Source organism: Luteococcus sp. (assembly GCF_043424415.1).
In the GTDB taxonomy this organism is placed as follows: Bacteria; Actinomycetota; Actinomycetes; order Propionibacteriales; family Propionibacteriaceae; genus Luteococcus.
The window spans coordinates 13,241-39,754 of record NZ_JBHWOO010000228.1 but is presented as its reverse complement, the minus strand read 5'-3'; the positions used below and the strand labels follow the sequence as shown (position 1 = coordinate 39,754).

The following is a 26,514-nucleotide window of genomic DNA, read 5'->3' as shown; positions in this document are numbered from 1 at the left end:
CCTTCGACTCACCGGCCACCGCCCGCAGCTTCGCGCAGAACTACCGCGCCAATGTGGAGACCTGCCGCACCCCTGGCGGCCTGTTCACCGCGACGGTGGTCTCGACCGATCCCTTCACGGCCCGTCGCGTGCTGGTCACCGACCAGAGCCGGTGGGTCGAGGCGGTGCGGGTGGACGACGACCGGGTGCGCCTGGTGATCGCCGACGAGGGCGCCGGCGAGCTGTCCGCCGCCGAGCTCAAGGAGCTGGCCGCGGGCCGCTGAGGCCGGTTCAGGACTGGTGGTGGTCGGCGGTGCGCCGGTAGACCATCGCCAGCAGCGCCCCGGAGACGTTGTGCCAGACCGAGAAGACGGCGCCGGGCAGGGCCGCCACCGGGCCGAAGTAGCCGGCGGCCAGGCCCGCGGCGAGGCCGGAGTTCTGCATGCCGACCTCGATCGAGATGGTGCGGGCGGTGCGCACGGACTGTCCCGTGGCCCGGGCCAGGCCGTAGCCCAGCAGGTACCCCAGGCCGTTGTGCAGCACCACGGCCAGCAGGACGATGCCGCCGGCCTGGGCCAGGCGCTCGCTTGAGGGGCCGACGACGCCCGCCACCACACCCGAGATGGCCAGCACCGAGATCCAGGGCAGCACCGGCAGAAGGCGCTGCACCCAAGGCCCCAGCGCCAGCCGGACCAGCAGGCCGCCGAGGACGGGGAGCAGGACGATGGAGACGATGTCGCCTGCCATCTTGGCCCCGTCGACCGGCATGTAGGTGCCGGCCAGCCACAGCGTCAGCAGAGGGGTCAGCAGGGGCGCCAGCAGGGTGGAGATGGAGGTGATGGTCACCGACAGCGCCGTGTCGGCGCGCGAGAGGTAGCTGACCACGTTCGAGGCCGTCCCGCCCGGGGCGCAGCCCACCAGGATGACGCCCGCAGCCAGGTCTGGCGGCAGCTGGAACAGTCGGGCGACGAGCCAGCCCATCAGCGGCATGAGGCCGTACTGGGCCAGCACGCCGAGCACCACGGGCATCGGCCGCTTCACCACCAGCGCGAAGTCGGGGATGGTCAGGGTGAGGCCCATGCCGAACATGATCACCGTGAGCAGCGTGGTCACGTGCGGAGTGATGCTGCTGGCGGCGCCCGGCGCCCAGAAGCCGACTGCCGCGGCGAGCAGGATCAGGACGGGGAAGACGGTGACGGCGATGCGAGCATTGCGGTCATCGCCGCTGGTTGCCGAAGGCTGTGGCGCGTCGGGGCGTGCGGACGTGGGGGTGTCCTGGAGTGCGGTGGGCATGGGAGGAAAAATAGCGGAATGCCCATCGTGTGAGATGGGCATCCCGCTGTGTGGAACTACAGGTGTGGCTGCTGCCTCAGAGGCTGACGCGGTCCTTGACGATCGCGGCCAGTTCCTCGGCGACCTCCTGCGCCTTGTCCTGCGTGGCGGCCTCAACCATGACGCGCACGACCGGCTCGGTGCCCGAGGGGCGCAGCACGACGCGGCCGGTGTCGCCCAGCTCCTTGTTGGCGGCGCTGACCGAGCTCTGGATCTGCGGGTCGATGCCGGCGCGCAGCTTGTCGACATCGCGGACATTGATCAGCACCTGCGGCAGGCGGGTCATCACGGCGGCCAGCTCGGCGGCGCTCTTGCCGGTCTGCTTCATGCGGGCCGCGATGTGCAGGCCGGTGAGCACGCCGTCGCCAGTGGTGGCGAACTCGCTCATGATGATGTGGCCCGACTGCTCGCCGCCGAGGGTGAAGCCGTTGGCATTCATGCTCTCCAGCACGTAGCGGTCTCCCACCTTGGTGGTGTCGACCTGGATGCCGTGGGCCTTCATGGCGTTGACGAATCCGAGGTTGCTCATGATGGTGGCGACCACGGTGTCTGAGTGCAGCTTGCTGCCCTCCTTGAGTGCCAGCGCCAGAATCGCCAGGATCTGGTCACCGTCCACCAGCTCGCCGTCGGCATCGCAGGCAAGGCAGCGGTCGGCATCGCCGTCGAAGGCCAGCCCCAGGTCGGCCCCCTCCTTGACGACGGTGACCTGCAGGTCGCCCATGTGGGTGGAGCCGCAGTTCTCGTTGATGTTTTCGCCGTCGGGCGTGTTGTGGATGGCCACCACCTCGGCGCCCTGGGTCTCGAAGGCGGCCACGGCCGTCATCGAGCTGGCACCGTTGGCGCAGTCGAGCACCACCTTGAGCCCGTGCAGGCTGCCCTCGGTGCCCAGGCTGCTCACCAGGTGGGCCACGTAGGCCTCGACGGCAGAATGGTCGTCGGTGACGCGCCCGACATCCGCGCCGGTGGGATGCTCCCACTCCTCGCCGAGGCGGGCCTCGATGGCGTCCTCGATGACGTCGTCGAGCTTCACGCCTCCGCGGGAGAAGAACTTGATGCCGTTGTCGGGCATGGGATTGTGCGAGGCCGAGAGCATGACGCCCAGGTCGGCATTGCGGTCATTGACCAGGAAGGCCAGGCCAGGGGTGGGCACGACGCCCACCCGCACCACGTCGACGCCGGCGCTGGCCAGCCCGGCGACCACGGCCGCCTCCAGGAACTCGCCCGAGGCGCGGGTGTCGCGCCCGACCAGCGCGAGGGGACGGCGCCCGTCGAAGGCCCCTGCCTCCCCCAGCACGTGGGCTGCTCCCACCGAGAGTTCGAGGGCCAGTTCAGCCGTCAGGTCCTTGTTTGCGAGTCCGCGCACCCCATCGGTGCCAAATAGTCGAGCCATGGCAAACCACCCTAGCGCGCAGCAGAGGCAGACCGGCACTCGTTGCCCGGCAAGTCGTCGCCGGACATGGCAAGAGCCGCCACCCGACGATGGGTGACGGCTCTTGACCGGGGCACTGCCGCCCAGCAGGATCAGCGCTTGCTGTACTGCGGAGCCTTGCGGGCCTTCTTGAGACCGGCCTTCTTGCGCTCCTTGATGCGGGCGTCGCGGGACAGCAGGCCGGCCTTCTTCAGGGCGGGACGGCTGGCCTCTTCGTCGATCGCGTTCAGCGCACGGGCGATGCCCAGGCGCAGCGCACCGGCCTGGCCGCTGTCGCCGCCGCCGTGGATGCGGGCGATGACGTCATAGGCACCCTCGACACCGGCGGTGACGAAGGGCTCGTTGACGAGCTGCTGGTTGATCTTGTTCGGGAAGTAGTTCTCGAGGCTGCGGCCACCGTTGATCGAGAACTGGCCGCTGCCGGGCACGAGACGCACGCGGGCGACGGCCTCCTTGCGACGGCCCGTGGCACCACCGGCGGCGATCATCGCTGCGCGACCCGACGGGTTGGTGGCCGGGGTGGGGTTCGAGTCGGTGCGGTAGGCGATCTCGCGGTCACCCTCGGTGAAGGGAGCAGCCTCGGTTTCGACGTTCTCGTCGTGCTCTACGGTCTCAGACACATTGATTCCTTGATTCAGGTCGTTCGTCACGATGCTGGGCGTGCTCACTGGGCGATCTGGGTGATCTCGTACGCCTGCGGCTGCTGCGCGGCGTGGGGGTGCTCGGGGCCTGCGTAGACCTTGAGCTTGCTGATCATCTGGCGGCTCAGCTTGTTCTTGGGCAGCATGCCCCAGACGGCCAGCTCGACAGCCTTGCGAGGGTCCTTGGCCAGCAGCTCGCCGATCGGGGTGCTGGTCAGGCCGCCGGGACGACCCGAGTGGCGGTGGCGCAGCGAGGCTGCGCGCTTGTTGCCGGTCAGGGCGATCTTGGAGGCGTTGACGATGATGACGAAGTCGCCACCGTCGACGTGCGGGGCGAACGTGGCCTTGTGCTTGCCGCGCAGCAGGGTGGCGGCGGTCACCGCGAGGCGTCCGAGGACGACGTTCTCGGCATCAATAACATGCCAATTCCTGGTGATGTCCCCAGGCTTCGGGCTGTACGTAGACACGGGTCGCAGACCATCTTCCGTTAGAGAATTCGAACAAGTTTTGAGCGGCGCACGGGGTCGGTGGACGCCCCCACCGGAAACTTCCAGCGCGCAACAGCGATTCAGGCTACCTCGCGGGGGCGGGCAGGGTCAAAACGAGGCTCAGGAGCGTGCCGGCAGGCTCTCGCGGGTCAAGTGCAGCACGGCGGCGGCCTGGGGCCCCAACTGCAGCGCGCCGTCCACGATCTCCACCTCGCCGACGCGCAGCAGCACCTCGTGCTCGTCCTCCAACTCGATCTCGACGGGGTCCATGTCGAAGTTGACCGCCACCGAGATCGTCTCGCCGCGCTCGAGCATGAACCAGTGCGACTCGGGATCGAAGCTGGCCGAGACCCACTCGAAGCGCGGGTCAGTGAGGTCCGGGTAGGTGCGACGCAGGGCGATGGCGTCCTTGTAGGTCTGCAGGAGCTCGGCGTGCACTTCACCCTCCAGCTCCGACCAGTCGAGCTTGGAGCCGGTGAAGGCCTCGGGGCTCTGCGGGTCGACGATGGTCGACGGGTCCCAGTCCATCTTGCTGAACTCCTCCAGGCGGCCCTGGCTGACCGCCCGGCCCAGCTCCGGCTCCGGGTGCGAGCTGAAGAACATGAAGGGGGTGCTGGCGCCCCACTCCTCCCCCATGAAGACCATCGGGGTGTAGGCGCTCAGCAACGTGATCAGCGCGGCAATCTGCAGCTGGCGGGGACTCTGGCGGGTGGCCAGGCGGGCACCGTCGGCGCGGTTGCCGATCTGGTCGTGGTTGTCGGAACACACCACCAGCCGCCAGGTGGGGATCGTCGGGGTGTCCAGGCGACGGCCGTGGCGGCGCCCGCGGAAGCTCGACTTGGTGCCGTCGTGGAAGAAGCCGGTCTCCATCACCTTGGCCAGCGCCTCCAGCTCGGCGAAGTCGGCATAGTAGCCGGAGGCGTCACCGGTGAGGTTGGCCAGCAGGGCGTGGTGGAAGTCGTCACTCCACTGCGCGTCCAGGCCGTAGCCGCCCGCCTCGCGCGGGGTGATCAGGCGCGGGTCGTTGAGGTCGCTCTCGGCGATCAGCGACAGCGGCCGGCCCAGGAAGGCGCTCAGCGCATTCACCTCGACCGCCATCTCCTCCAGGATGTGGATGGCGCGGGTGTCGACCAGCGCGTGCACCGCATCCAGCCGGAGGCCGTCGACGTGGTAGTCCTGCAGCCACATCAGGGCATTGTCGATGATGAAGCGACGCACCTCGTCGGATCCCTCGCCGGCCAGGTTGATCGCACTGCCCCAGGGAGACTGCACCGAGTCGTCGAGGAAGGGGCCGAACTGTGGCAGATAGTTGCCGCTGGGGCCGAAGTGGTTGTAGACGACGTCCTGGATGACGCCCATGCCTCGGGCGTGGCAGGCGTCGACGAACTCCTGGTAGGCCTTGGGGCCGCCATAGGCGTGGTGCACCGCGAACCAGCCCACACCGTCATAGCCCCAGCCGTGCTCACCGTTGAAGGCGTTGACCGGCATCAGCTCCACCAGGTCGATGCCGAGCTCCACCAGGTGGTCGAGCCGGTCGATGGCGGCACTCAGCGTGCCCTCGGGGGTGAAGGTGCCCACGTGCAGCTCGTAGATGATGGCGCCGGCCAGCTGGCGGCCGGTCCAGTCCTGGTCCTTCCACTGGTACTCGGCCGGGTTGTAGAGGCGCGACAGGCCGTGCACGCCGTCGGGCTGCCAGCGCGAGCGCGGAGCGGGCACCAGCGTGGCGGCCCCGTCGAGACGGTAGCCGTAGGAGGCCCCGGGGACGGCCACGTCACTCCGGTCCTCGGGCAGGCGCCACCACCCCTCCTCGCCCTGGTCCAGGGGGATCTCGACCCCGTCGACGACGACGGAGACGGACTGCGGAAGGGGGGCCCAGACATCGAGGGAGATCGGCATGGACGGCTCCTGTGCGGTTGGTGGCGACGGGGTGGGACGCGGACCTTCTCCAAACTACCGGCTCGTGTGACACCGGCCACATCTGTGCGCTGGACGAACAGCGGGGCCATACTGTCGCCATGGCCCTCACGCGCCCGACCCGTCGCACGCCCCTGGGCATGGATCGTCACACGCCTTGGCGCATGAATGATCGCCCCCGGCCCCCGGCACTGCCGGCCGGGCTGGTCGAGGAGCGCTCCGCCCAGGTGGCCCGGGCCGCCGGGCACGCGCTCCTGGGCCGGATGCACACCGAGCTGATGACCGATGCCTGGCAGCGCACCCTGGCCCCCACCCCGGAGGGGGTCTTCGTGCGCACCGGCGACATCGACGCCATGTGGCTGCGGGACTCGTCGATGCAGATGCGTCCCTGGCTCGCCCTGGCACGGCTGGACCGCGGCGTGGCCGAGGTGGTGGCAGGGGTGAACCACCTGCAGTGGCGCATGGTCCGCCACGACCCCTATGCCAATGCCTTCCGGATGCCGGGCCATCGCCTGCCCGCGTTGCGCCACCCGCTGGACAACCACCAGATCGCCAGGCCGCTGGACCCCTGGATCTGGGAGCGCAAGTACGAGCTGGACTCACTGGGCCTGCCGGTCCTGCTGGGCGACGGGTTGCTGCGGGCCACCGGCGACGACGGCCATCTCGACTGGGGCGCCCACGCGGCGGTCTCGGACGTGGTGGCGCTGTGGCGGCGTGAGCAGGACCACGAGCACAGCGCCTACCGCTTCGTGCGACTGCCCGCCGTCATGACGCGCCGCCACCATGACAGCCTGCCCCGCGGCGGTCGGGGCACTCCGGTGGCCCGTACCGGCATGACCTGGCAGGGCTTTCGCCCCAGCGACGATGCCTGCGCCTTCGGCTACAACATTCCCGCCCAGCTGCTCGCCGGGCGCGCCCTGGGCATCATCGCCGGCTGGTGCCAGCAGTTGTGGTCCGATGCGACCCTGGCCAACCAGGCACGCGAACTGGCCGCCGAGATTGCCGCGGGAGTGGAGCAGCACGGCTTGCTCGATGACGACTCCTATGCCTACGAGGTGGACGGGTTGGGCGGGGTGCTGGCCGTCGACGATGCCAACCTGCCCAGCCTGCTCTCGCTGCCCCTGCTCAGCGACGTCGGCGCCGAGGACCCGCGCTACCTGGCCACCCGGCGGCGCATCCTGTCGTCCCAGAACCCGTGGTGGCACCAGGGCGCCGTCGCCAGTGGCATCGGCAGCCCGCACACGCCGGGGCCGAGGGTGTGGCCGCTGGCCCTGGCCACCCAGGGGCTGACCAGCAACGACCGTGACGAGAAGGTGCGCCTGGCACTGCTGATGGCCCGCACCAACGGAGGCACCGACCGGATGCACGAGAGCTTCCACGTCGATGACGCCACCCGCTTCACCCGCAGCTGGTTCGCCTGGGCCGACATGGCCTTCTGCGAACTGCTCGGCCAGGTGGCTGACCTGTGAGCGCCGTCGTCGAGGCGCTGGGCCGCTGCCTGGTCAAGGGCTGCACCTGGCAGCCGCTGGAGCGCGTCGAGGCGGGAGTCGACGGACTGGCCGAGGACCGGCTGTGGTCGCCGGTCGACGAGCATCTGCACTGCCTGCGCGCCACCGGGATGCCCGAGCTGGTGGGGCTGGAGGCGCCGCGAAGTGCCCTGGACGCCCTTGGCCCCGGCAGGGACCAGACCGTCCACTACTACGACCGGGCCGTCCGTGCCAGCGTCCACGACGGGCCACTGGCACAGGCGCTCAGTGCGGCCGCAGGAGTGCCGGTGCGCCTGGCCCGCAGCCGTGACGGGCAGCGCTTCATCTGGTCCAGCCCGGTGAGCCTCCTGCTGCGCAGCGAGCTCGAGGAGGCCGGGCTGCCGCAGGACCTGGCGCGCTATCGCGCCAATGTGGTCGTCGACGACCGCAAGGCCCCGCTGGCACCGGCTCCCGGCCAGCGGCTGCGGATCGGCCCGGTGGTGCTGCAGGTGGAGCGGCCGTTGGACCGCTGCATCGTGATCAACCACGACCCGGTCACGGGCCGTCGCGACCACTCCCTGCTTGGACGGCTGCGGCCGGGAGCGCTGCTGGCGCACGGCTGCCGCGTGGTGCACCCGGGCGAGCTGGAGCTCGGGGCCGGCGTGCAGGAGGTCTGGGGCGACTCGCTGGGCGGTGTGGCGGCGGGCAGAGACTAGGCTTGCCGGGTGCCAGATCCGCAGTCCCCAGCCACCACCCTGCCCTCCTTCGAGTCCGGTCCGCAGCGTCCTGCCCGCGTCCACCGCGACGTGGTGAGCTTCGTGCGCCGCAGCGCCCGCATGAACGACTCCCAGCGCAGGGCCTGGGAGCAGTGGAGCACCAGCCGCGTGGTGCGGCTCCCGCAGGGCGAGACGGACACCTCGCTCGCCGCCGACGTGCGCGTCGACTGGTCCGAGGTCTTCGGTCGCACCGCGCCGCTGCTGGTCGAGATCGGCTCGGGCACCGGCGACTCGCTGGTGCCGATGGCCAAGGCCCACCCCGAGGCCAATGTGGTGGCCTTCGAGGTCTTCCAGCCCGCCGTTGCCAACACCCTGGGCAAGCTGGCCCGCGAGGGCGTCGACAATGTGCGCATCGTGATGGCCGACGGCCAGCAGGGGCTGGAGCGGCTCTTCGACGAGGGCTCGATCAGTGAGCTGTGGCTCTTCTTCGCCGACCCCTGGCACAAGACCCGCCACCACAAGCGTCGCCTGGTCAGCACCGACTTCGCCGCCCTGGTGCGCTCCCGGATGGTGACCGGTGGCCGGTGGCGGCTGGCCACCGACTGGCAGGACTATGCCGAGTGGATGCGCGAGGTGCTCGACGTCGCCCCCGGCTGGACGAATGAGCATCTGGACGCCGACGATCCCGACTCGGGTTGGGCGCCGCGGCTGGACCTGCGCCCGGTGACCAAGTATGAGCGCAAGGGACTGGAGGCAGGGCGCACCATCCGCGACCTGACCTACCGGGCGGTGGCCGTCGATGAGTGAGACCCCGGCCCTGACCCGCTGGCGCCTGGACATCGCCTATGACGGCGCCAGCTTCTCCGGCTGGGCCGCGCAGCCGGGGCTGCGCACGGTGCAGGGCGAGCTGGAGAAGTGGACCACGCAGGTGCTGCGGCTGGCCGAGCCGGTGCAGCTGACGGTGGCAGGACGCACCGATGCCGGCGTCCATGCCCGCGGGCAGGTTGCCCACGTCGACCTGCCCAGGGAGGTCGACACCGGCCGCCTGCTGCACCGTCTGCAGCGTGTCCTGGACGAGGACCTGCGCGTCACGGACGTGAGCCGAGCGCCGGAGGGCTTTGACGCGCGCTTCTCGGCGATCTGGCGTCGCTATGTCTACCGGCTCTGGGACGAGCAGAGCCGCCCCGACCCGCTGCTGCGCAACCACGTCGCCCAGGTGCGGGGAACCGTCGACGTGGAGGCCACCAACCAGGCCGCGTTGATGCTGCTGGGCCTGCACGACTTCGCCCCCTTCTGCCGGCCCCGCGACGGGGCAACCACCATCCGCACCCTCACCGGTCTGCAGGTGCAGCGCCGCAAGGACGGGATGCTCGAGTACACAGTGGTGGCCGATGCCTTCTGCCACTCGATGGTGCGGTCCCTGATGGGAGCCATGACGGCGGTCGGCACCGGCCGCCAGGACGAGGCCTGGCTTGCCGAGGTGAAGGCCAGCCCCAAGCGCCACAACGGGGTGCTGGTGATGCCCGCCAAGGGGCTGTGCCTCGAAGAGGTCGGTTATCCCGACGAGAGCCGGCTGGCCGAGCGGGCCGAGCTCTCGCGCAGCATGCGCAGCCCGGACGAACTGGCCGCCCCAGCACTGCCAGACGCCGCACTGCCAGACGCCGCACTGCCCGAGGAGCAGCGATGAGCCACTACTTCACCACCCCCGACGGACCCGAGAAGCGCCGCGAGATCGGCGCCACCATCTGGGAGCGCGAGTACACCTTCACCACCGCCAATGGGGTCTTCTCCGGCGCGCGGCTGGACCCGTCCACCGCCATCCTGCTGCGGGAGGTGCCGCCGCCGGCTGACGGCGCCCGGCTGCTCGACCTGGGCTGCGGCTATGGCCCGATCGCCGTCGCTCTGGCGGACCACTGCCCCGCCAGCCTCGTCGATGCCGTCGACGTCAACCAGCGTGCCCTGGGCCTTGCGGCCGAGAATGCCCGACGCATCGGCGCAGGCCAGCGGGTGCGGGCCCTGCTGCCCGAGCAGGCCGACCCGGCCACCCGCTATGACGAGATCTGGTCCAATCCGCCGATCCGGATCGGCAAGCCGGCGCTGCACGAACTGCTGCTGACCTGGCTCCCCCGGCTGGCCCCGACGGGCAGGGCGGTGATGGTGGTGGGCAAGAACCTGGGCGCCGACTCGCTGGCGCGCTGGTTGGAGGACCAGGGCTACGACTGCACCCGGCTGGCCTCCCACAAGGGTTTCCGAGTGCTGGAGGTGCGTCCGGACGGTGCGGCACAGCCGGTGGCGCAACAGCCGATGCAGTAGCCTGCCGACTGCCCATCCACCCTTCATGACCCGACGCGGCCCGTCCTGGCGCCGCACGGAAAGGACCATCGTGCCTCGTCTGTCCCGCTCTGCCCTGGCCATCGCGGCCGCCTCGGCCGCCTTGGCCCTCGGCCCCGCTGCCGTTGCCTCCGCAGCTCCCGTGATGCCTGCCCAGGCCACCGACGACTGCCTCGCGCAGGGCAAGGTCTGGCTGGTGGTGCAGGATTCTGCCGGGAAGATGCTCGCCGACACCTGCACCGATGTCGCCGCCTCCGGCGAGAAGCTGCTCACCGAGGCCGGCCTGCAGGTGGGCAAGGATGCCAAGGGCCAGATGATCTGCACCATCGCCGGGGAACCCGCCACCTGCCCGACGAAGTTCGACGGCAACTACTGGCACTACTACACCGCCGGCAAGGACGGGAAGTGGGTCTACAGCCAGGTCGGCGCCAACGAGTCCAAGCCCAAGCCCGGAACGATGGAGGGCTGGTGCTATGGCAAGGAGTGCACCCCCGGCAAGGCCGGGCAGTCGGCCCCCACCCCGTCGGCCACCCCCACCCCCGCCGCTGCACCCGCCAGCGAGGACAAGAAGAGCCCCTGGGCCTGGCTGCTGCTGCCGCTGGCGCTCGCGGCGCTGGGCGCCTGGTACCTGTCGCGCCGCAACCGCAAGCCGGCCGCCGGGGCACCCGTCCAGCACGACGCGGTCCGTCACGACGGGGAGCAGCGCGACGGCGGTGCCCACGCGGCCCCGCGCGACGAGCGCCACTGAGCCACGACGACGGCCCGTCTGGAGCCGGGGCAGGCCCTTGCGACCTGCACAAAGGCCTGCCCCAGTTCAGTCGGCGGCGAAAAAGTCTGGATCGGGGGAAGAAAGCCCCTATGGTCGGAGTTGTCCCTGTACAGGCCCCGCGACTGGGGCCCCGGGCGGTGACGCCCGGCGAAGACGGAAAGAGGACCGAATGGCTGTCTACACCCTGCCCGAACTCGACTACGACTACAGCGCCCTGGCGCCGCACATTGCTCCCGAGATCATGGAGCTCCACCACTCCAAGCACCACGCCACTTACGTGGCCGGCGCCAACACCGCGCTGGAGAAGATGGAGGAGGCCCGCGCCAAGGGTGACTTCGGCACCATCGGCAAGCTGGGGAAGGACCTGGCCTTCAACCTGGGCGGCCACGTCAACCACTCCATCTTCTGGAAGAACATGGCCCCCAACGCCGGCGGTCGCCCCGAGGGTGAGCTGGCCAGCGCCATCGACGAGTTCTTCGGTTCCTTCGACGGCTTCCAGAAGCATTTCAACGAGAATGCCAAGGCCATCCAGGGCTCGGGTTGGTCGGTGCTCGCCTGGGACTCGCTGGGCCAGCGCCTCAACGTCCTGCAGCTGCAGGACCAGCAGGGCAACATCCCGCTGAACCAGACCTCGATCCTGCAGCTCGACATGTGGGAGCACGCCTACTACCTGCAGTACAAGAACGTGAAGGCCGACTACGTCGACGCCTGGTGGAATGTCATCAACTGGGCCGATGTCACCGAACGCCTCGCCAAGGCACGCCAGGCCTGAGCCCGCGCCGGAGGGCTGCGCACTGCGTGACCCCTTCTGCCCAGGCCCGATGGCCCCGCCACCCCACGGTGGCGGGGCCTCGTCGCGTCTGCGCCTGATGGTGGACCCGCTGAAGTTCCTGAGAAAGATGGCACTGCGATTGTGGGTTTTCTCAGCTGCGGCGGCATGATGGAGGCCTGAGCATCTCGAGGAGCAGCGTGAACAAGAAGACCATTGGCCTGATCGCAGGCGCCACCGCCCTGGCAGCAGCCGCCGGCACCGCCGGCTGGCAGGTTGCCGAGAAGGAGGTGCAGGTGGCCGTCGACGGCCAGACCAGCACCGTCAAGACCTTCGGCGGCACCGTCGCGGACGCCCTGCAGACCAAGGGCATCGCGGTGGGCGAGCGCGACACCGTCGTTCCCTCCGCCTCGAGCCGGATCAGCGACGGCACCCGCATCACCGTCAACCACGGGCGTCCCATCACGCTGACCGTGGACGGCAAGAAGACCACGCTGTGGACCACCGCGACCAACCTGGACAGCGCCCTGACGCAGCTGGGCGTGCTGGAGAAGGGCTCCCGACTCTCGGTGAGCCGCTCCACCCCGCTGGGCCGCGAGGGGCTGGCCGTGGAGGCCATCACCCCCAAGACGGTCACCCTGGTGGACGGGGGCAAGAAGACCTTGGCCACCAGCACCGCCGCGACGGTCGGTGAGCTGCTCAAGGAGCGCAAGCTGAGCGTCGATTCCGACGACAAGCTCACCCCGGCCGCGCACACCGTACTGGCCGAGAAGCAGACCATCGCCCTGACCCGGGTGGGCAGCAAGCAGCAGAACACCACCGTCCCGATCGAGCACGAGACCGAGACCACCCGCAGCTCCTCGCTGGACAAGGGTGAGCGCAAGGTCGAGGTGGAGGGCAAGGACGGCGTCAAGACCCAGACCTGGAAGCTCACCGTCGTCGACGGCAAGGTGACCAAGAAGCAGCTGCTCACGGAGAAGGTCACCACCAAGCCGGTCACCGAGAAGGTCCTGGTGGGCACCCGTGAACAGGCCCCCGAGTCCCCGTCGAGCACCTCGGCGTCCAGCACGTCAAAGTCCACGAACTCGAAGAGCTCGACCCGTTCGGCCTCGAAGCCCAGCGCGTCGAAGACCACGACCGCGCCCCGGCCCAAGAGCTCCTCGGCCGGCACCAACACCGCCAACACCGCCATGTGGGACCTCATCGCCCAGTGCGAGTCGGGCGGCAACTGGTCGATCAACACCGGCAACGGCTACTACGGCGGCCTGCAGTTCGACCGCCAGACCTGGCTGGCCAATGGGGGCGGCGCCTATGCGCCGACCGCCAACCTGGCCTCCAAGGCCCAGCAGATCACCATCGCGAACAAGGTCTACGCCGAGCGCGGCCTGCAGCCCTGGGGCTGTGGCCACGCCGCCTGATCGCTGACGCAGAGCCTCGACGGCCCGGATCCCCCGTGGGGAATCCGGGCCGCCGTGCGTTCGAGGAGCCTGCCTTCACGCCGTACCTGCTCTCGGGACGGTCCAGCGTCACAGCCGTTGGCCGAAGTCGCGGTGCAGCCAGCCGGGCACGTCGGCCCCGAGCAGCTGCCGCCAGGCCTGCACCGCCACCACCGGCGTCAGGGCCAGTGAGACGACGCTGCGGGTCCAGCGGCGCACCGGCCTCACCTCGGATCTGGGATCGACGTCCAGCTCTCCCGCCCGGTTGGTGGCGCTGGAGGCGCTCACGTCCAGCGTCCGGCCCTCGTGGGTGACGCGCAGCCAGGTATGGCCGGCCTGCCACCACGGATTGCGGCCCAGGCCGCGCACGCGCGCCGCATGCACCTCCACCACCTGGAAACCGAGGGCCGTCAGCACCCGGGCCAGCGCACCGTTGTACTGCGCCGACCATCCGTGGGCATGGCGCAGCGAACTCTCGGGGCTGTCCCACAGGTGCCACAGGGAGTGCTTGCGGTAGCTGTGGTGCACCAGCACGGTGGCATGGTCCACCAGGGCCCAACCCTCCAGCCCTGAGGCACGGCAGTGCGCCACCAGCTCGTCGATGCCGGGGCCGCCACCGTCGCTGGGGGCTGTCAGCACCGCAGGGGCAACGAAGAGGGCGGCGGGCACGGCCAGCGCGGCGCCCGTGGCCAGCAGTCGGGTCGGGGTGCGCATCAACGCTCCTTCGGGGTGGTGCCGAACAGTCTGTTGGGTGGCGTCGGGGTGCGGTCCTGGGCGAGCCAGGTGTGCAGGTTCAGCATCTTGTCGACGCTCGACTGCCAGGTGTACTGCTCGGCACGCTGCCGGGCGGCGATCCTGAGGTCTGGCCCCAGCCGTGCCATCAGGCGCTCGATGGCATCGGCGATGCCAACCGGGTCCGGGGTGCCGTACTCTCCGCTGGTCGCATCCACCAGCTCGTGCGCTCCCCCGCGATTGGCCGTGACCACCGGCGTGCCACAGGCCAGGGCCTCCAGCACCGCCAGACCGAAGGTCTCGGACGGGCAGACCGACAGGGAGATGTCGGAGCGGGCGAAGCAGCGCGCCACCTCGTCACGTCCCTTGACGAAGCCGTGGAAGACCACCGGTGCGTCCCCGGCCTGTTCCCTCATCTTCTCCAGGTCTGGGCCGACTCCGTACATGTCGAGGCGGATGGGCACTCCCCTGCGGTGCAGCTCGACGGCGGCGGCCACCCCCAGTTCAGGGTTCTTCTCGTGGCTCATCCGCCCGACGTAACACAGCGTCACCAGGCCGTTGTCGACGGGCCCCGGCAGGCAGGGGTTGAAGGTCTCGAGGTCCACCCCGAGCGGCACCTTGCGCAGGGTGGCGTCGAGGTCGGCGAACTCCGCGGCGGCATAGTCGCTGGTGACCACGACGGCGTCGAACTCCTTGACCAGACGCCGGTTGAGAGCGCCGACGGCGCTCTCGACGCCGAACTGGGCCCGGACCCATCCCGAGAGCATGTCGTCGAGGCGTTCGTGGCTGAACAGGGCCGAGCCGATGCCGCGGCGGGCGGCCCAGCGTGCCGCCGGTGAGAGCGTCCACTTGTCGCTGACCTCGATGGAGGTGGGGCGGAAGCGGTCCAGTACCTCGAGGGCCCGCCAGGGGGTGGCGATCATGCGGTAGTCGCGCGAGACGCGCGGAGCCTTCACCTGGACGACGATGCCCTCGTCGGTCTCCTCGGTGCGGTCGCGCTCGCCGGGGATCACCAGGATCCGCTCGTGGCCCGCGGCCACGTAGCCCTTGCCGAGCTCGTTGATCGCCACGCGCATCCCGCCGGAGACGGGTCCGACGAAGTTGGCGAGCTGGGCGATCCGCAAGGTCATGGGCCAAGCCTAGCGACAGGCCCATGGGGCCAGACATGCAGCAGGGCGCCCCACCATGAGGTGGGACGCCCTGCTGGCGTGCGGTGGGGTTCAGGCCTGGGCCTTCTCCTCGGCCGGAGCCTCGACGGTCTCCGCGGCTGCGGTCTCCTCGGCGGGAGCCTCAGTGGCGGCCTCCTCGACGGGGGCCTCCTCAGCCTTGGCTTCGCCGGCCGTGTTCGCGGCGGCGATGTCGGCCTTCACATCCTCGGCCTTGGCGGCCTTGGAGCGCGACGGCTTCTTCACGACGGCCTCGGTCACCAGCTCGATGATGGCCATGGGGGCGTTGTCGCCCTTGCGGTTGCCGATCTTGGTGATGCGGGTGTAGCCGCCCTCGCGCTCGGCCATGGCCGGGGCGATCTCCGTGAACAGGGTGTGCACGACACTCTGGTCGGTGATGGTCTTCAGCACCAGACGACGGTTGTGAAGGTCGCCGCGCTTGGCCTTGCTGATCAGCTTCTCCGCCAGGGGACGAACGCGCTTGGCCTTCGCCTCGGTGGTGGTGATGCGACCGTTCTCGAACAGCTGCCGGGCCAGGTTGGCCAGGATGATCCGCTCGTGCGTCGGGCTGCCGCCGAAGCGGGGACCCTTGGTGGGTGTAGGCATGTCAGTTCTCCAGGTTCTTGTGGATCAGAGCGGATCAGTACTGCTCGGTCTCGGCGAAGTCCTCGTCGGCCTCGCCCTCGTCGAAGCTCTCGGCAGCGGCCAGCGGGTCGAAGCCCGGGGCCGAGTCCTTGAGCGCCAGGCCCATCTCGTGCAGTTTCAGCTTGACCTCGTCGATGGACTTGGAGCCGAAGTTGCGGATGTCCAGCAGATCCTGCTCGCTGCGCGAGACCAGCTCACCCACGGTGTGGATGCCCTCACGCTTGAGGCAGTTGTAGGAGCGAACCGTCAGGTTCAGGTCCTCTACCGGCATGGCCAGGTCCTGGGCCAGCTGCTCGTCGACGGGCGAGGGGCCGATCTCGACGCCCTCGGCGTCGAGGTTCAGCTCACGGGCCAGGCCGAAGAGCTCCACCAGGGTGCGTCCGGCGGAGGCGACGGCATCGCGCGGGCGGATGGCGGGCTTGGTCTCGACATCGACGACGAGCTTGTCGAAGTCGGTGCGCTGCTCGACTCGGGTTGCCTCGACCTTGTAGGTGACCTTCAGCACGGGGCTGTAGATCGAGTCCACGGCCACACGACCGATCTCGGCGTCCGGGTTGTTGTTCAGCGAGCTGGAGACGTAGCCGCGGCCACGCTCCACGACCAGCTCCATCTCGAGCTTGCCGTTGTCGTTCAGCGTCGCGATGTGCAGCTCCGGGTTGTGGATCTCCACACCGGCCGGGGGCTGGATGTCGGCCGCAGTGATCTCACCGGCGCCCTGCTTGCGCAGGTACATGGTGACGGGCTCGTCCTCCTCGGAGGAGAGCACCAGGCCCTTGAGGTTGAGGATCAGCTCGGTGACGTCCTCGACGACTCCCTCGATCGTGGAGAACTCGTGCTGGTTCCCCTCGATCTTGATGCTGGTCACGGCCGCGCCCGGGATGGACGACAGCAGGGTGCGGCGCAGCGAGTTGCCCAGGGTGTAGCCGAAGCCGGGCTCCAGGGGCTCGATGACGAAGCGCGAGCGGTAGTCGCTGATCACTTCTTCCGACAGGGTCGGACGCTGTGCGATGAGCATGTACTTTCCTTTTCTCCAGGTCCCCCGCTATTTGAGGACCATGTGGCTGCGCCGCCACGGCAGTGCCGGCGCGAGGGGGCAGGCAGGTCTCCAGCGCCGAGGATTCGACGCTGGAGACCGGTGCTGCTTACTTCGAGTAGAGCTCGACGATCATCTGCTCCTGGACGTCCACCACGATCTGCTCACGCGTGGGCAGCTGGTGGATCAGGATGCGCATCTTGTTGGGACGCACGTCCATCCAGGCGGGAACCTCGCGCTCGCCGTGGGTCTCACGGGCGATGACCAGCGGGTGCAGGTCCATCGACTTGGGACGCACGTCGATGACGTCGTACTGGCTGACGCGGAAGCTGGGGATGTTCACCTTCTGGCCGTTGACCAGGAAGTGGCCGTGCACGACCAGCTGACGGGCCTGGCGACGCGTGGAGGCGAATCCGGCGCGGTAGATGACATTGTCCAGACGGCTCTCGAGGATCTGGAGCAGGGCGTCACCGGTCTTGCCGGGCACGCGGTCGGCCTCGGCGTAGTAGCGACGGAACTGCTTCTCCAGCACGCCGTAGGCGAAACGCGCCTTCTGCTTCTCGCGCAGCTGCAGCGAGTACTCGGAGTCCTTGGTACGGCCGCGGCCGTGCACGCCCGGCGGGTAGGGGCGCTTCTCGAATGCCTTGTCGTTGCCGACCAGGTCAGTCCCGAGACGACGGGACTTCTTGGTCATGGGGCCGGTGTAACGGGCCATTGTTGATCAGTCCTTTTCTGTGTTCTCGGGATCAGACGCGACGGCGCTTGGGCGGACGGCATCCGTTGTGGGGCACGGGGGTGACGTCGGCGATGGCGCCGACCTCGAGCCCGACGGCTCCCAGCGAACGGATGGCGGTCTCACGGCCCGAGCCGGGTCCCTTGACGAAGACGTCCACGCGCTTCATGCCGTGGTCCATCGCGCGACGGCCGGCCGACTCGGCGGCCATCTGGGCGGCGAAGGGGGTCGACTTGCGCGAGCCCTTGAAGCCGACGGTGCCGGCGGAGGCCCACGAGATCACAGCACCGGTGGGATCGGTGATGGCGATGATCGTGTTGTTGAACGTGCTCTTGATGTGGGCCTGTCCGGCAACCACATTCTTCTTTTCCTTGCGGCGCACCTTGGTCTTGGCGGCGCCCTTACGGCCTGCAGTAGCCATGGGTCAGTTCTCTCCTGGAATCTGTCGTGTCTGCACCAACCCGGGGGGTCAGCGCGCCTTCTTCTTGCCGGCGACGGCCTTCTTCTTGCCCTTGCGAGTGCGGGCATTGGTGCGGGTGCGCTGACCACGCACCGGCAGGCCGGAGCGGTGACGACGGCCCTGGTAGGTGCCGATCTCGATCTTGCGACGGATGTCGGCGGCCACCTCGCGACGGAGGTCACCCTCGGTCTGGTAGTTGGCCTCGATGTGGTCGCGCAGGGCCACCAGCTGGTCGTCGGTCAGGGTGTGGACACGGAGGTCACCACTGATGCCAGTGGCTTCCAGGGTCTCGGCGGCACGGGTCTTGCCGATGCCGAAGATGTAGGTGAGTGCGACCTCGAGACGCTTCTCGCGCGGGAGGTCGACACCAATGAGGCGTGCCATCAGGCGGTTACCTTTCATTTCTGGCCCTTCCCCGTCAGGGGGACTCCCCCGTTTCCAGCGGGTGGTGGAGTGTGGTCGTGGGCCACGAAGGTGTGTGGCGTGACGCGTCCCCGTTGCCTTCTGGTGGCTCGTGCCACCGACGGGGCCCTGGCCTTCGTCCAGGGGTGTGACCGGTATTCATCTCCGGCCTTGCGTTCACGTTGTGGAGTTGTCTGGCAGGTGCCTCATCGCCTGGCGGCGATGGGTGACCGGAACACCTGCGATGTTCTGCGAGTCACCGCCCATGGCCCCACCTGTCGGAGGAGCCGCAAAGCCTGGCTGGTCAGCCCTGGCGCTGCTTGTGGCGCGGGTTGTCGCAGATCACCATCACGCGACCGTGCCGGCGAATCACCTTGCACTTGTCGCAGATCTTCTTGACGCTCGGCTGAACCTTCATTCGAGAGTCTCTTTCGATCAGCGAACCGGCGGCACTGGGCACAGTGCTCCCCGGTTCTGTGGTGGATGTGTCTGCTGGGCGATTGCTCGCCCGGTGGATCACTTGTGGCGATAGACGATACGTCCGCGTGTCAGGTCATAGGGGGACAGCTCGACGACCACGCGGTCGGACGGCAGGATGCGGATGTAGTGCTGACGCATCTTGCCGCTGATCGTGGCGAGCACCTTGTGACCGTTGACGAGCTCGACCCGGAACATCGCGTTCGGAAGGGACTCGACGACGGTTCCCTCGAGTTCGAGGGCTCCCTCTTTCTTGGCCATTGACTCTCAATCTGTTCGACTGAAGCCCCCGCCGTGCGGTGAGGGCATGGACGATCGCCTGGACACAGGTGACCGACCACCTACTCTATGCGAGCCTTCCCAAGGCGACAAATCTGCCGAGCCATCTGGCGGCAACCCGCCCGGCGGGCACCGATCGCCAGACCGCGGCCCCTCCGTGGCCGCGAGTGAACCCTTGGGGTTGCCCCCGTTGGGTGGACATCCTGATCGCCTAGTTCTGCTTGGCAGGAGAGGATGCCCTTCATGGGCGCCAAGCCGAAGAGTTACACCCCGCAGTACCGAAGCGATGCCGCGCACTTGGTCATCGACACTGGCCGCACGATCGCTGCGGTCGCCGAGGAGATCGGGGTTGGTGCGCAACTGCTCGGACGCTGGATCGCGCAGGAACGGGCCCGCATGGACGACCCGCCCGAAGCGCTGGATGTCAACGAACGCGCCGAAGTGGAACGGTTACGCACCGAGGTCGCCGCGCTGCGCATGGATCGTGACTTTCTGAAAAAAAGCAGCGGCCTTCTTCGCAGCCGATCAGGCGCAGACCCCGACCAGGCATTCACGATGATCGCGGCGAAGAAGGCCGAACCCGACAACCAGATCCCACTGGCCCGCATGTGCCAGCTGCTCGGCGTCTCCCGCTCCGGGCATCACGCCTGGGTCGCCCGGCAGAACGCCGAGCCAGGCCCTCGAGCCCGTCGCCGCGCCGAACTGGCCGCCAAGGTCATCACCGCCCATGCGGCCTCGGACGGCACCTACGGCTCACCCGGGGTGCTGGCCGAGCTACGCGCCGGCGGCGAGCAGGTCTCCCGCAAGACCATCGCGAAGATCATGCCCGACCACGACATCCACGGGATCAGTCCGCGCCCATTCACCCCGGTCACCACCACCAGCGACGCCCGGCCGTGCCGGATTCCCGACCTGGTCGAGCGCCGATTCGACACCGGGACGTTGAACCGGGTCTGAACCTCTAACATCACCTATCTGGCCACTGGCGAGGGCTGGCTGTACTTGTGCGCGGTGCGCAACGGGTGTTCCCGGCGGGTGCTCGGCTACGCGTTCAGTGACAGTCTGCACACCGACCTGGTCGAAGACGCGATGCGCAAGGCCGTCACCTTCCGCCACGGCGACACGCGGCAGACGATCTTCCGCGCCGACCGGGGCTGCCAGTGCACCTCGGCCCAGCTCGCCCAAGCGGCGAAACGCTTCGAGATGCGCCTGTCGGTCGGGCGTACCGGGGTGTGCTTCGACAACGCCCAACAAGAATCGTTCTGGTCGGTCCTCAAGACCGAGTTCTACCACCGTCACCATGTCGCCACCCGACAAGCCGCGATGGTCGCCGTCGCCTCGTGGATCGAGATCGTCTACAACCGCCGCCGACGACACTCAGCACTCGACTACCTCAGCCCCGTAGACTTCGAACACACCATGACCCACGACCTCAAAGCCGCTTAACCGATGTCCACCAACACGGGTCAACCCCACATCACCCACATGGTCCGCTCAGCACCCGCGATAGCCACCCACATGCGAGGATCTTGGTGCGAAAACCTAAGTCTTGATGGTCTCACTACCGGCAAAGGCGACTTAGACTTTCTCAATATCTAATTATCTCGATCAAGCAATTGAAGATCCTCTGACTGTGCAATAACGTCAATCAGCTGACAGGCCAAGCCAAGAGCTTGGATGGCATCAGCTCCACCAACATCTTGACAGACTTCATGGTCAAGCCCATGAAAGGTAATGGTGGCGAACCAGCTCGATTCCTGACTATCTTCAAAAGACTGTGGCAACGCAATCGTTGCCTCAACAGGGCCACCCCCACTGCAGTATTCGCGACGTGCGATTACTTGTCGATTCATCGGTCCTCCGCACTTGCAATGCAAGTCCCCAGCTTGGCAGCGATAGTCGCCCAGCAAATCGCCCTACCTCGCGCCCCACCTGGAGCACGACGACACTTAGCAGAATCACGCTTGTACTGCTCATGACAAGACTGCTTTGTGTGTACTTGAGGCATTGCGACTGTATATAGCGCACCCTTCTCCACAATCAGCCCCGTCGTTACCATCAATGCACTTTGAGAACGCTCTTGACACGAGATCCCCGTTTGCACCCTCTCGATTTTGGCGCTGAAAGCATCTTCATCAACCGCCATTCCCAGTGAGGCGCCAGACGCTATCAGAGCAAGAGAGAGAAGCGCTCCGCCAATGAGATATTTCGAGGTCATTAAAATTTTCCTTTCGTATGCCCCCAACAAGGGGAAGATGCTATACCCGACCGTCATTTAAAAATCAAATTGATAATCACCACTGTAGCCAAGTTTCTGCATTACCTCCAGGACTTTTAGGGCATAAGAGGAATCGGCAAAATTTAGGGAGTGAGGTATCGGCGCATAGTCAGAGCCTATCAGAACTACACGACCCTCGGGCCCACTGAGAGAACAAACTTCCTGTCCCGCGACATAGTCCCGCAAGCGCACGGTCAACACCCAGCAGGTACGCCTCTCCTCTCTCACCGTCCAGCACTGAGGTTTTCTCACCAGACTTGCCAGTAGATCCTCAACATTGGCGATCTGACAAGGAACGATGGTCGTCCAAGGTCGGTGCATGCGGGTCGGGTGGTGCAGGATCGGTTTCTGCCAAGAGACCGAGCCCGACCAGAACCCGAGCCCGCATGCTGTCGGCATCGTGTCACCCTTGACCTTCCCGAGACCATCGTGCGCCGCATCACAGCGTGGCTGTCGGCCCACCGTCGCCGACATGACCGCCGCCTGTGGCAACGCGCCAAGTCCTGCTGGACCCAAACGATCATGTTCTGCCGGTGGATGCTGGACGCGACCCCGATCCACCGCCTCGCCAAGGATCATGGCCTGTCCCCGTCCGCCTGCTACCACTACCTCCACGAAGCCCTCGACGTGGTCGCCGACCACGCTCCAGACCTCCACGAGGCCCTCGACGAACAACATGCCCACGGCGAGGCCTTCGTCTGTCTGGACGGCACCCTGATCGCCACCACCGCCGTCCACATCCCTGCCGGACAAGGGAAATCCACCGACGCGTGGTACTCGGGAGAACACCACCGCCACGGCGGCAACATCCAGGTTTCACCGACAGCTCCGGCTTCCCGATCTGGACCTCGCCGGCGTCCCGGGCTCAACAAACGACATCACCGCCTCCCGCCACCATGTCCTCCCGGCCCTCTACCCAACCGCCGCGCACGGCCTGAAGACCCTCACCGACAAGGGCTACCAAGGTGCAGGCATCGGCATCTGCCACCCGGTCAAGGGCCACGGCCTGGCTCCCGACACCGTCGCCCGAAACCGGCTCATCACCCAATTCTGAGCACCCGCCGAACGAGCCAACGCCATCCTTAAACACTTCAAGGCCCCCAAAAGGTCACCCTCGACCCTTGGCACATCACCCACATGGTCCGCTCAACACCCGCGATAGCCACCCACATGCGAAGATCTTAGTGCGAAAACCTCAGTAATGCGTTGGAAAGGAGCCTGATCCCCGAGGAACTGTGGGGAGACATCAAGCTCAATGTGCGCTTCACGGTCAACGGTAAGGTCTGGTGACATGAGCCCCCACAAGTTCGGACGCCAAGCCCAAGCCGTCGAAGAGTTCATCGACATCATCGAGAACCTCACCGAAGAACAATGGGTGAAGCTGGGCTCCATCGTGTTTGCGATCATCACCGAAGAACGATGGGCTCCCGTGGTGAATGCGATGGCCGAGACCCCGATCTCGCCGCCCATGGCCAACGCACTCGACCTGGCCGGCGCTGCCGCAGGCGGCCGGGCCGCCCTGGTGGACCGCAGCCTCTTCGGAAGCCGACACGAACAGTACGCCGCCGGAAACTACCCCGGCACCGTGGTCTTCATCCTCGCCAACCGCCACAAACTCCCCTCCTGGGTCACCCGCTTCGCCCTCGAACCCTTACTCGACATCGGCATCGACGCCGAACACCTCATCCCCGAAACCCAACCCGACGAAGAACCCATCCCCCACGACCTCGAAGCCTGGCGACCCACCACCCGGACTGGCGACTGAAGACGCCATCACCCCATGGTCAGGGCTGACGGAATGCAGCAAGATGGGAACACCATGTCGTCCACCAGGAGGCAGTCATGACCAGCACCCAGTTCCGTCGCACGAGCGTCAACCCTCCGCAACCGTGGCCAGCACCTGCCGACTGGGCCGAGATCAACGACCGCGTCGTCCACTACCTCACCAAGGCTCCCGCCATCGCCTTCGCCCGCACCAAGGAGGACGACGTGCTCAGCGGCAAGCCCTTCGCGGTCGAGGTCGCCATGATCACCGACGGCACATGGATCTGGCCCGCAGCCGTGGACTACTACGCGAGGAACCACGACATCGCGCCCGAACCCGACTTCCTGCAGCACCTGCGCGACCAGGACTTCACCCTGCCCGAGGTCACCCCAGAACAGCGTGCAGCCGCCACCGCCGCGCTGCGCAGCTGACGTCCAGCACCGAGAGGAATCACCATGGCCCACTTCGCAGTCATCTACACCTACACCGACGACAAGGCGCTGCAGGACGAGCATCGCCCCGAGCATCGCGCCTACCTGGGGCAGCTCGCCGAAGCCGGCTCGCTCGTCGCATCCGGCCCGCTGCTGGGCACCAGCCCCGCCACAGCGCTGCTGGTCTTCAAGGCCACCGACGAGGACGAGGTCCGTCGACTGCTGGCCGACGACCCCTTCCAGAAGCTGGGCCAGGTGGCCCGTGCCGACGTGACCCAGTGGAATCCCGTCATCGGCATCCTCGCCGGCTCCTGACCCACGCGACGGGTGCTGGGGCCGGGCGGGTGGTCAGTCGAAGACAAAGGCCAGTACCAGCAGCACCAGCACCAGCAGGCCCGAGGAGGCCATCGCCAGCGTCACCATCCGCATCATGCGACGGTCCATCCCGGCCGGCCGCAGCTGGCCCGGTGCCGCGTGCGAGTCCTGCCGCACGAGGTCCGGCTGGCGGTGGGTCTGCATTGCGGGCAGCTTCTCGACCACCGGGGCCAGCTCCCCGAGGGTGCCGGCAGCATAAACCTCGTCCAGCAGCGCCCGGTAGTCGTCACTGGAGACGTCACCGCGGGTGAAGGCGTCATTGAGGCGGGCCGCGACATCTTCGCGCTCCACCTCGTCGACGGCCGCCTCGGGCGTGCTGCGGTACTTGGACGAGATCGGCAGGTTGCTCACCACTCCAGCCTAGCCGCGGGAGCGCGGCGGGTTGTCCAGGCCGGTGGCCTGCGCGGCGAAGGCCAGCATGTCGGCGGACTCGGCCACCAGCGCCTCCGGGCTGCGATTGGCCAGGCCATGCCCGGTCGCCTCGTCGATCCGGCAGACCACGGGCGCCGGACCCGCCTGCGCCGCCTGCACGGCCGCCGCGAACTTGTAGGAGTGCGCCGGAACCACGCGGTCGTCGTGGTCGCTGGTCATCACCAGGGTGGCCGGGTAGGTCACCCCGGAACGGACATTGTGCAGCGGCGACCATTCAAGGATCCGTCCGAGGTCCGCCTCGACCTCGGGGTCGCCGTAGTCGCTGGTCCAGGCATGGCCGATGGTGAAGCGGTGGAAGCGCACGGCATCCAGCACCCCGACGTGCAGCAGGGCGGCGGCGAAGAGCTCCGGACGCTGGGTCATCACCGCACCCACCAGTAGTCCCCCGTTGCTCTTGCCGTACACGGCCAGCTGCTGCGCCGTGGTGTGCCCCTCGGCGATGAGGGTCTCGGCCACCGCGATCATGTCGTCGAAGACCTTCTGCTTGTTCTCCCTGATGCCACCCTCGTACCACTCGCGCCCGAACTCGCCGCCACCGCGCAGGTTCGCGATCGCGATGCCGCCCCCGGCTGCCAGCCAGGCTGGCCAGATCGGCCGGTGGTCGGCCAGCACCTCGACGTCGAAACCGCCGTAGCCGTAGACGATCATCGGCAGCGGGCCGGCAGGCGCCCCCTGCGGACGCACCAGGAAGAAGGGCACCTCGGTGCCGTCCGCGCTGGTCGCCTGGTGGCGTTCGACGCCGTGACCGACGGTGAAGGCCTCCTGGTCGATGCCTGCCACCTCCAGCTCGCGCAGCTCGCCGGTGCCGCAGTCCAGGCACCAGGAGGCCTGCGGGTCGTCGATGGTGCTGGCACCCAGGAAGACCTCTTCGCTGTCGGCAGTGGCATTCAGCGCGGTGACCGCCCCTGCCTGCAGCTCCACCACCTGCTTCTGCGCCCCGTACAGGTCGTGCCGGCGCACCACCGGCTGGGCATCCTCCAGGTGCAAGCAGACCAGGGCGTCATGGGCGAGCACCGCGTGGCGCAACGGCCACTGCCGTTCACCCACCACTTCGCGCAGCTCCCAGTCCTGCTCGTCGAGGGCGACGATGCGCGAGTTGGGCGCGTCGTCGTCGGTGAGCAGGTAGATCTCGCCGTGGGCCGATCCGAGGTAGTGCCACACCTGCTCGTCGTGCTCGACCACCCGGACCCGCTGCCCCACCGTGCTGCGGGTGGTGCCGTCGGGGTCGGTCTCGCCGTGGACGTGGAAGAGCCACAGCTGGTTGGTGCGCTCGGTCCCCCGTGAGACGTGGGCCACCAGCCACTGGTCGTCGTCGCTGAGCTCCAACCAGCACAGCTGACGGGGGTCCTGCTCGAAGTCGAAGAAGTCCAGGTCCTCGTCAACGGAGGTGCCGACGCGGTGCACCCGCAGGTGCGCGGCGGTCGCCTGCGCGGTGCTGGTGCCGTCGGTTCTCGCGGCACCCGGATAGGCCTGGTGCACGAAGGACTGGCCGTCGGGGAGCCACACGACATCGGCGAAACGGGTGGTGACGGCATCGGCCTCCACCACCGCCCCGTCACCGTCGACGATGCTGACATGGGTCCAGTCAGAGCCGGCCTCGCTGCGGCCCAGCGCCACCAGGCTGCCCTGCGGATTGACGCACACGAAGGAGACCGAAGTGGTTCCCGACTCGTCCCACTGGTTGGGATCTGCCAGCACCCGTCCCCCGGTCAGCAGCTCCTCGAGGCTGTCGGCGACGTGGACCACCGACTGCTTCTGTCCGACCAGTCGCCGCTCCTGGAGGTAGAGCCCACCCTGCCTCCAGGGGGTTCCGATCCGGGGCCGCTCGACGATGCGGCGCATCACCTCGGTGAACCACTCACGCATGGGCAGGCGGCCCAGCACCTTGTCGGCGTGGCCTCGCTGCTCGGCAACCCAGTCGTCGACGGCCTTCTGGTCAGGGCCCTCCAGCCACCGGTAGGGGTCGGCCACCTGGTGGCCGTGCAGGGTCTCGGTCAGGTCGTCGGCACGGGTCTGGGGTGTGGGGGTCATGCTTC

General features: G+C 68.0%; 29 protein-coding genes and 2 pseudogenes. 14 read left to right on the top strand and 17 right to left on the bottom strand.

The features are described from left to right. The coding region (locus ACHFFZ_RS13265; RefSeq protein WP_394277077.1) for a hypothetical protein at nt 1-263 on the top strand (263 nt) is incomplete at its 5' end. 7 nt (nt 264-270) lie between these two features. Here ACHFFZ_RS13265 and ACHFFZ_RS13260 read toward each other — a convergent pair. From ACHFFZ_RS13260 to treZ, 5 genes are all read right to left on the bottom strand, one after another. Next, nucleotides 271-1,272 carry a bile acid:sodium symporter family protein gene (locus tag ACHFFZ_RS13260; RefSeq protein ID WP_394277076.1) on the bottom strand — a complete coding sequence of 334 codons (1,002 nt, stop codon included), beginning with the start codon at nt 1,270-1,272 and terminating at the stop codon, nt 271-273. A gap of 76 nt (nt 1,273-1,348) precedes the next feature. Beyond that, nucleotides 1,349-2,701 (bottom strand): phosphoglucosamine mutase, encoded by a 1,353-nt coding sequence (gene glmM, locus ACHFFZ_RS13255; protein ID WP_394277075.1) that lies wholly within the window; start codon nt 2,699-2,701, stop codon nt 1,349-1,351. Between the two features lie 131 nt (nt 2,702-2,832). Then, nucleotides 2,833-3,360, bottom strand: a complete 528-nt coding sequence (gene rpsI / locus ACHFFZ_RS13250; protein WP_394277074.1) for a 30S ribosomal protein S9 — start codon at nt 3,358-3,360, stop codon at nt 2,833-2,835. A 44-nt stretch (nt 3,361-3,404) separates the two neighbouring features. Then, entirely contained in the window at nt 3,405-3,848 is a 444-nt protein-coding gene (gene rplM, locus ACHFFZ_RS13245; protein ID WP_394277073.1) for a 50S ribosomal protein L13, read from the bottom strand. 141 nt (nt 3,849-3,989) lie between these two features. Then, nucleotides 3,990-5,765, bottom strand: a complete 1,776-nt coding sequence (gene treZ, locus ACHFFZ_RS13240) for a malto-oligosyltrehalose trehalohydrolase (RefSeq protein WP_394277072.1) — start codon at nt 5,763-5,765, stop codon at nt 3,990-3,992. Nucleotides 5,766-5,947: 182 nt separating this feature from the next. Between treZ and ACHFFZ_RS13235 the strand changes: the two genes are divergently transcribed. From ACHFFZ_RS13235 to ACHFFZ_RS13200, 8 genes are all read left to right on the top strand, one after another. Next, nucleotides 5,948-7,252 (top strand): glycoside hydrolase family 125 protein, encoded by a 1,305-nt coding sequence (locus ACHFFZ_RS13235; protein ID WP_394277071.1) that lies wholly within the window; start codon nt 5,948-5,950, stop codon nt 7,250-7,252. Next, nucleotides 7,249-7,965: an MOSC domain-containing protein gene (locus ACHFFZ_RS13230; RefSeq protein WP_394277070.1), complete on the top strand. Its 717-nt coding sequence runs from the start codon at nt 7,249-7,251 to the stop codon at nt 7,963-7,965. Before ACHFFZ_RS13235 ends, ACHFFZ_RS13230 begins: the two co-directional genes overlap by 4 nt. Nucleotides 7,966-7,974: 9 nt before the next feature. Then, nucleotides 7,975-8,772: a tRNA (guanosine(46)-N7)-methyltransferase TrmB gene (gene trmB / locus ACHFFZ_RS13225; RefSeq protein ID WP_394277069.1), complete on the top strand. Its 798-nt coding sequence runs from the start codon at nt 7,975-7,977 to the stop codon at nt 8,770-8,772. A 10-nt stretch (nt 8,773-8,782) separates the two neighbouring features. Then, the gene (gene truA / locus ACHFFZ_RS13220; protein ID WP_394277078.1) at nt 8,783-9,652 is read left to right on the top strand and encodes a tRNA pseudouridine(38-40) synthase TruA; all 870 of its coding nucleotides are present in this window, start codon (nt 8,783-8,785) and stop codon (nt 9,650-9,652) included. Continuing rightward, complete coding sequence (locus ACHFFZ_RS13215) at nt 9,649-10,278, top strand: class I SAM-dependent methyltransferase (RefSeq protein WP_394277068.1); 630 nt, start codon at nt 9,649-9,651, stop codon at nt 10,276-10,278. The genes truA and ACHFFZ_RS13215 overlap by 4 nt, the downstream gene beginning before the upstream one ends. Nucleotides 10,279-10,348: 70 nt before the next feature. After that, complete coding sequence (locus ACHFFZ_RS13210) at nt 10,349-11,044, top strand: hypothetical protein (RefSeq protein WP_394277067.1); 696 nt, start codon at nt 10,349-10,351, stop codon at nt 11,042-11,044. 190 nt (nt 11,045-11,234) lie between these two features. Next, complete coding sequence (locus tag ACHFFZ_RS13205) at nt 11,235-11,837, top strand: superoxide dismutase (RefSeq protein ID WP_394277066.1); 603 nt, start codon at nt 11,235-11,237, stop codon at nt 11,835-11,837. Nucleotides 11,838-12,034: 197 nt separating this feature from the next. Continuing rightward, entirely contained in the window at nt 12,035-13,252 is a 1,218-nt protein-coding gene (locus ACHFFZ_RS13200; protein ID WP_394277065.1) for a transglycosylase family protein, read from the top strand. A 108-nt stretch (nt 13,253-13,360) separates the two neighbouring features. On the opposite strand, the gene ACHFFZ_RS13195 is transcribed toward ACHFFZ_RS13200, so the two are convergent. The 9 genes from ACHFFZ_RS13195 to infA form a co-directional block, all read right to left on the bottom strand. Further along, nucleotides 13,361-13,984 carry a hypothetical protein gene (locus tag ACHFFZ_RS13195; RefSeq protein WP_394277064.1) on the bottom strand — a complete coding sequence of 208 codons (624 nt, stop codon included), beginning with the start codon at nt 13,982-13,984 and terminating at the stop codon, nt 13,361-13,363. Beyond that, nucleotides 13,984-15,132, bottom strand: coding sequence for a glycosyltransferase (locus ACHFFZ_RS13190; RefSeq protein WP_394277063.1), 1,149 nt, complete (start codon nt 15,130-15,132; stop codon nt 13,984-13,986). Before ACHFFZ_RS13190 ends, ACHFFZ_RS13195 begins: the two co-directional genes overlap by 1 nt. A 90-nt stretch (nt 15,133-15,222) precedes the next feature. Then, a complete protein-coding gene (gene rplQ / locus ACHFFZ_RS13185; protein ID WP_394277062.1) occupies nt 15,223-15,774 on the bottom strand; it encodes a 50S ribosomal protein L17 in 552 nt (183 codons plus the stop codon). Between the two features lie 34 nt (nt 15,775-15,808). Then, complete coding sequence (locus ACHFFZ_RS13180; RefSeq protein ID WP_394277061.1) at nt 15,809-16,828, bottom strand: DNA-directed RNA polymerase subunit alpha; 1,020 nt, start codon at nt 16,826-16,828, stop codon at nt 15,809-15,811. A 127-nt stretch (nt 16,829-16,955) separates the two neighbouring features. Then, on the bottom strand, nt 16,956-17,561 hold the full coding sequence (gene rpsD, locus ACHFFZ_RS13175; protein WP_394277060.1) for a 30S ribosomal protein S4: 606 nt from the start codon (nt 17,559-17,561) through the stop codon (nt 16,956-16,958). Nucleotides 17,562-17,592: 31 nt separating this feature from the next. After that, nucleotides 17,593-18,000, bottom strand: a complete 408-nt coding sequence (gene rpsK / locus ACHFFZ_RS13170) for a 30S ribosomal protein S11 (protein ID WP_394277059.1) — start codon at nt 17,998-18,000, stop codon at nt 17,593-17,595. Nucleotides 18,001-18,048: 48 nt separating this feature from the next. Beyond that, complete coding sequence (rpsM, locus tag ACHFFZ_RS13165; protein WP_394277058.1) at nt 18,049-18,423, bottom strand: 30S ribosomal protein S13; 375 nt, start codon at nt 18,421-18,423, stop codon at nt 18,049-18,051. Nucleotides 18,424-18,745: 322 nt separating this feature from the next. Next, nucleotides 18,746-18,859 carry a 50S ribosomal protein L36 gene (gene rpmJ / locus ACHFFZ_RS13160; protein WP_002514836.1) on the bottom strand — a complete coding sequence of 38 codons (114 nt, stop codon included), beginning with the start codon at nt 18,857-18,859 and terminating at the stop codon, nt 18,746-18,748. 98 nt (nt 18,860-18,957) lie between these two features. Further along, nucleotides 18,958-19,179: a translation initiation factor IF-1 gene (infA, locus tag ACHFFZ_RS13155; protein ID WP_094763903.1), complete on the bottom strand. Its 222-nt coding sequence runs from the start codon at nt 19,177-19,179 to the stop codon at nt 18,958-18,960. Between the two features lie 252 nt (nt 19,180-19,431). On the opposite strand from infA, the pseudogene ACHFFZ_RS13150 reads away from it, so the two are divergent. Then, a pseudogene (locus tag ACHFFZ_RS13150) lies at nt 19,432-20,643 on the top strand (IS3 family transposase). 149 nt (nt 20,644-20,792) lie between these two features. On the opposite strand, the gene ACHFFZ_RS13145 reads toward ACHFFZ_RS13150, so the two are convergent. Beyond that, entirely contained in the window at nt 20,793-21,050 is a 258-nt protein-coding gene (locus ACHFFZ_RS13145; protein WP_394277057.1) for a DUF6968 family protein, read from the bottom strand. A gap of 773 nt (nt 21,051-21,823) precedes the next feature. Here ACHFFZ_RS13145 and ACHFFZ_RS13140 point away from each other — a divergent pair. The 4 genes and pseudogenes from ACHFFZ_RS13140 to ACHFFZ_RS13125 all read left to right on the top strand — a co-directional run bounded on the left by ACHFFZ_RS13140 (nt 21,824) and on the right by ACHFFZ_RS13125 (nt 23,986). Continuing rightward, a pseudogene (locus tag ACHFFZ_RS13140) lies at nt 21,824-22,660 on the top strand (transposase family protein). A gap of 106 nt (nt 22,661-22,766) precedes the next feature. Continuing rightward, complete coding sequence (locus ACHFFZ_RS13135; protein WP_394277056.1) at nt 22,767-23,240, top strand: hypothetical protein; 474 nt, start codon at nt 22,767-22,769, stop codon at nt 23,238-23,240. Nucleotides 23,241-23,317: 77 nt separating this feature from the next. Beyond that, nucleotides 23,318-23,671 carry a hypothetical protein gene (locus tag ACHFFZ_RS13130; RefSeq protein ID WP_394277055.1) on the top strand — a complete coding sequence of 118 codons (354 nt, stop codon included), beginning with the start codon at nt 23,318-23,320 and terminating at the stop codon, nt 23,669-23,671. Nucleotides 23,672-23,695: 24 nt separating this feature from the next. Beyond that, nucleotides 23,696-23,986: a YciI family protein gene (locus ACHFFZ_RS13125; RefSeq protein WP_394277054.1), complete on the top strand. Its 291-nt coding sequence runs from the start codon at nt 23,696-23,698 to the stop codon at nt 23,984-23,986. Between the two features lie 33 nt (nt 23,987-24,019). On the opposite strand, the gene ACHFFZ_RS13120 is transcribed toward ACHFFZ_RS13125, so the two are convergent. Next, nucleotides 24,020-24,397, bottom strand: coding sequence for a DUF1707 domain-containing protein (locus tag ACHFFZ_RS13120; protein WP_394277053.1), 378 nt, complete (start codon nt 24,395-24,397; stop codon nt 24,020-24,022). Between the two features lie 9 nt (nt 24,398-24,406). Next, on the bottom strand, nt 24,407-26,509 hold the full coding sequence (locus ACHFFZ_RS13115; protein WP_394277052.1) for a prolyl oligopeptidase family serine peptidase: 2,103 nt from the start codon (nt 26,507-26,509) through the stop codon (nt 24,407-24,409). Nucleotides 26,510-26,514: the final 5 nt, after the last annotated feature.

Bases quoted from the DNA above. Each gene is read 5' to 3' on its own strand.
- ACHFFZ_RS13115 (WP_394277052.1), bottom strand. From the start codon at position 26,509: ATGACCCCCACACCCCAGACCCGTGCCGACGACCTGACCGAGACCCTG.
- ACHFFZ_RS13195 (WP_394277064.1), bottom strand. From the start codon at position 13,984: ATGCGCACCCCGACCCGACTGCTGGCCACGGGCGCCGCGCTGGCCGTG.
- glmM (WP_394277075.1), bottom strand. From the start codon at position 2,701: ATGGCTCGACTATTTGGCACCGATGGGGTGCGCGGACTCGCAAACAAG.
- rpsK (WP_394277059.1), bottom strand. From the start codon at position 18,000: ATGGCTACTGCAGGCCGTAAGGGCGCCGCCAAGACCAAGGTGCGCCGC.
- ACHFFZ_RS13125 (WP_394277054.1), top strand. From the start codon at position 23,696: ATGGCCCACTTCGCAGTCATCTACACCTACACCGACGACAAGGCGCTG.
- rpsD (WP_394277060.1), bottom strand. From the start codon at position 17,561: ATGGCCCGTTACACCGGCCCCATGACCAAGAAGTCCCGTCGTCTCGGG.
- rpmJ (WP_002514836.1), bottom strand. From the start codon at position 18,859: ATGAAGGTTCAGCCGAGCGTCAAGAAGATCTGCGACAAGTGCAAGGTG.
- ACHFFZ_RS13180 (WP_394277061.1), bottom strand. From the start codon at position 16,828: ATGCTCATCGCACAGCGTCCGACCCTGTCGGAAGAAGTGATCAGCGAC.
- ACHFFZ_RS13215 (WP_394277068.1), top strand. From the start codon at position 9,649: ATGAGCCACTACTTCACCACCCCCGACGGACCCGAGAAGCGCCGCGAG.
- ACHFFZ_RS13130 (WP_394277055.1), top strand. From the start codon at position 23,318: ATGACCAGCACCCAGTTCCGTCGCACGAGCGTCAACCCTCCGCAACCG.
- ACHFFZ_RS13135 (WP_394277056.1), top strand. From the start codon at position 22,767: ATGAGCCCCCACAAGTTCGGACGCCAAGCCCAAGCCGTCGAAGAGTTC.
- ACHFFZ_RS13235 (WP_394277071.1), top strand. From the start codon at position 5,948: ATGAATGATCGCCCCCGGCCCCCGGCACTGCCGGCCGGGCTGGTCGAG.
- rplQ (WP_394277062.1), bottom strand. From the start codon at position 15,774: ATGCCTACACCCACCAAGGGTCCCCGCTTCGGCGGCAGCCCGACGCAC.
- ACHFFZ_RS13260 (WP_394277076.1), bottom strand. From the start codon at position 1,272: ATGCCCACCGCACTCCAGGACACCCCCACGTCCGCACGCCCCGACGCG.
- treZ (WP_394277072.1), bottom strand. From the start codon at position 5,765: ATGCCGATCTCCCTCGATGTCTGGGCCCCCCTTCCGCAGTCCGTCTCC.
- ACHFFZ_RS13205 (WP_394277066.1), top strand. From the start codon at position 11,235: ATGGCTGTCTACACCCTGCCCGAACTCGACTACGACTACAGCGCCCTG.
- ACHFFZ_RS13145 (WP_394277057.1), bottom strand. From the start codon at position 21,050: ATGAATCGACAAGTAATCGCACGTCGCGAATACTGCAGTGGGGGTGGC.
- ACHFFZ_RS13190 (WP_394277063.1), bottom strand. From the start codon at position 15,132: ATGACCTTGCGGATCGCCCAGCTCGCCAACTTCGTCGGACCCGTCTCC.
- rpsM (WP_394277058.1), bottom strand. From the start codon at position 18,423: ATGGCACGCCTCATTGGTGTCGACCTCCCGCGCGAGAAGCGTCTCGAG.
- infA (WP_094763903.1), bottom strand. From the start codon at position 19,179: ATGGCCAAGAAAGAGGGAGCCCTCGAACTCGAGGGAACCGTCGTCGAG.